Genomic DNA, 2,290 nt, shown 5'->3' on the forward strand with positions numbered 1-2,290 from the left:
GATGTTGTGGGCCTGCCGGGAATCCATATCGAGTGCAAACGGGTCGAGCGGCTTTGCATTGAGGACGCTATAGCGCAGGCGAAGCGGGACGCACGGGAAGGCGAAATGCCTGTTGTAATGCACCGCAAGAATCACTGTGAGTGGTTGGTAACAATGCCACTTGACCAGTGGATCGAAATTTACCGAGAATGGGAGGCGGGACAATGAAAAATGCTTACGCTGTAAAGTTGCAGCAACGAAAGGCAGCGGAACTTCATGAGGCGGCGACGGAGGGCTTCGACTTTGCCTTAAACCTATGCGCCGTGGCTCTGAACAATATATTTGGTTTTGGCGACGAGCGGCTCACGCGGCTTGAAAATGAAGTGACCCGGATACTAGAAGAAGATTTCGCGAGTGACATGGAAAAGGCCTCTTACGGGCTTAAAAACCGCGTAAAACAGATCCGGAGAATCTCATGAAACGCCATAAACCGAAACCAAACCGCCCGGCGTAGCAGGGAGAAAGGGACGAGCCATGAAAAAAGAATTACCACGCATTTGTTACATACTCGGCGGGGAAGAAACGCCGCTGGAAATAGGCGAAAAATTTGAGGTTAGATCAGATTCTGACACACTTTATACGCGAGCCCACATAGAGGAGGATGGAACTGTATACGGCAGACCCGACGTAGCGATACCAGGATGCCATCTTTGCCGACTCATCCAAGGCGAGCTAAAGATCATCCGCCGCCCGCGCTACACCGATCAGGATATCGCAATCATGCGCGGGAGAGTAGCAGAGGACACACCGTGGGTTGCGCGTGACGATGACGGATATCTGTATGCGTTCAAGAGAAAACCAGAATTACACGCGCTCGGAGCATGGTTCAGCGAAGATGATTGTTATTACACTATCGATGAAAATTTGCTGTTGTGGATAAACTTCGGCGAGTGCGTAGACCTGAGAGAGATATTGCGGGAGGCGGAATAGATGAAAGATTTAAAACCCTGCCCGTTCTGTGGCTCAGACGATATTAGAGCGTGTGCATTTGAAATAAGTCCTGAATGTTACATCGAATGTTGTAATTGCGGGGCGAGAATAGATGCTGAAATTCTGTGGGGAGATTCGGATATACAAGAGCACGATAACGCTTGCTTGAAAGCATTACGTAAACTTTGGAACAGGAGGAGCGCTGCTCCTGCCGCCGATGTTGCGCCGGTAGTGCATGGAAAGTGGTATCACACTGGAGAGGTCGAATGGAGCTGTACAAACTGCGGGAATGTCATAGCAACAAAAGATAGCTGGGAGTGCCCCACAAAACAATACTGTGATGAGTGCGGTGCCAGGATGGACGGGGGCAAAGAAGATGCGGCTGATTGAGGAATGGAAAGATGTTGAGGGATGGCCTTACAGTGTGTCAAGCATTGGTCGCGTAAAAAACAATCAGACAGGATATGTGCTTAAATCCCAAATGATGCGAAATTATTACTCTGTAAGGTTGTATAGGAAAGGCGAATGTAAATGGAAAAAAGTACATCGATTGGTTGCAAACGCATTTATTCCCAACCCAAGCGGAAAACCAGAGGTAAATCATATCGATGGAGATAAAACAAATAACCGCATGGAAAATCTTGAATGGGTAACTGCGAGTGAAAACCAACTTCATGCAATTTATATTTTGGGAAAGAAAAGCCCTCCAGAACATTTAAAAAGGATGAGCGAAGGAAATAGAAAACGCATTCGTTGTTTGGAGACAGGTATTGTATATTCAAGCCTCCGAAGTGCTGAACAAGATACTGGAATATTTAGCACAAGCATCAGTAAATGCTTGAGTGGTACATATCAGAGGGCGGGTGGCTTACATTGGAAAGAGGAGTGTGAAGATGAGCAAAAAAGAGTTTGCTGAGGCACTACATGAGGCGGGCGTCTGCTATTGCCGAGAGTGTACAAAGTTCAGACGATACACAAAAAATAATATTACCTTTGGAATCTGTAAACGTCACAATTCAGAAGTTAGAGAAAATGATTTTTGCAGTTATAACGACGGAAAGGACGGCGGCAACGTGGAGGAATTCGCCGCGCTGAAGGAAAAGGAGGCTGGAACCGATGTATACCAGCAAGACGATTGAGGAGTTTCTTTCCTTTCTCCGGGACAGCGCTCAGATTTATCACATCCGGCGAGCGGAACAGGAGGAACAGGAGAAAATTACCCAAGACATCCTACACTCATTAGAGCTGGACAACCTCAATTATCGGGATACCGCAAAAGCCGCCATAAGGCTCCGGGAAGCCCGCCAGAAGCGCAGGGAAG

6 protein-coding genes and 1 pseudogene are annotated in these 2,290 nt (G+C 47.6%); all 7 read left to right on the top strand.

The genetic code is table 11. The features are described 5' to 3' along the window. Positions 1 to 207 (top strand): annotated as a pseudogene (locus tag BN4275_RS17440) (hypothetical protein); the annotation flags it as partial. Continuing rightward, entirely contained in the window at positions 204 to 458 is a 255-nt protein-coding gene (locus BN4275_RS00225) for a hypothetical protein (RefSeq protein WP_066452436.1), read from the top strand. The pseudogene BN4275_RS17440 and the gene BN4275_RS00225, both read left to right, overlap by 4 nt. Positions 459 to 513: 55 nt before the next feature. Beyond that, positions 514 to 969, top strand: coding sequence for a hypothetical protein (locus BN4275_RS00230; protein ID WP_066452472.1), 456 nt, complete (start codon positions 514 to 516; stop codon positions 967 to 969). Then, on the top strand, positions 970 to 1,359 hold the full coding sequence (locus BN4275_RS00235; protein ID WP_066452473.1) for a Lar family restriction alleviation protein: 390 nt from the start codon (positions 970 to 972) through the stop codon (positions 1,357 to 1,359). Then, on the top strand, positions 1,346 to 1,885 hold the full coding sequence (locus BN4275_RS16855) for an NUMOD4 motif-containing HNH endonuclease (RefSeq protein ID WP_161940163.1): 540 nt from the start codon (positions 1,346 to 1,348) through the stop codon (positions 1,883 to 1,885). Before BN4275_RS00235 ends, BN4275_RS16855 begins: the two co-directional genes overlap by 14 nt. Further along, positions 1,863 to 2,108: a hypothetical protein gene (locus tag BN4275_RS00245; protein WP_066452475.1), complete on the top strand. Its 246-nt coding sequence runs from the start codon at positions 1,863 to 1,865 to the stop codon at positions 2,106 to 2,108. The genes BN4275_RS16855 and BN4275_RS00245 overlap by 23 nt, the downstream gene beginning before the upstream one ends. Then, positions 2,086 to 2,290, top strand: a 205-nt coding sequence (locus tag BN4275_RS17630; RefSeq protein ID WP_207644483.1) for a hypothetical protein, incomplete at its 3' end; no start/stop codon positions are given. The genes BN4275_RS00245 and BN4275_RS17630, both read left to right, overlap by 23 nt.

It is taken from the genome of Anaerotruncus rubiinfantis (genome assembly GCF_900078395.1).
Taxonomy (GTDB): domain Bacteria; phylum Bacillota; class Clostridia; order Oscillospirales; family Ruminococcaceae; genus Anaerotruncus; species Anaerotruncus rubiinfantis.

What these genes read in the sequence shown, in the direction of transcription:
- BN4275_RS00225 (WP_066452436.1), top strand. Translation starts at nt 204, where the DNA reads ATGAAAAATGCTTACGCTGTAAAGTTGCAGCAACGAAAGGCAGCGGAA.
- BN4275_RS00230 (WP_066452472.1), top strand. Translation starts at nt 514, where the DNA reads ATGAAAAAAGAATTACCACGCATTTGTTACATACTCGGCGGGGAAGAA.
- BN4275_RS00235 (WP_066452473.1), top strand. Translation starts at nt 970, where the DNA reads ATGAAAGATTTAAAACCCTGCCCGTTCTGTGGCTCAGACGATATTAGA.
- BN4275_RS16855 (WP_161940163.1), top strand. Translation starts at nt 1,346, where the DNA reads ATGCGGCTGATTGAGGAATGGAAAGATGTTGAGGGATGGCCTTACAGT.
- BN4275_RS00245 (WP_066452475.1), top strand. Translation starts at nt 1,863, where the DNA reads ATGAGCAAAAAAGAGTTTGCTGAGGCACTACATGAGGCGGGCGTCTGC.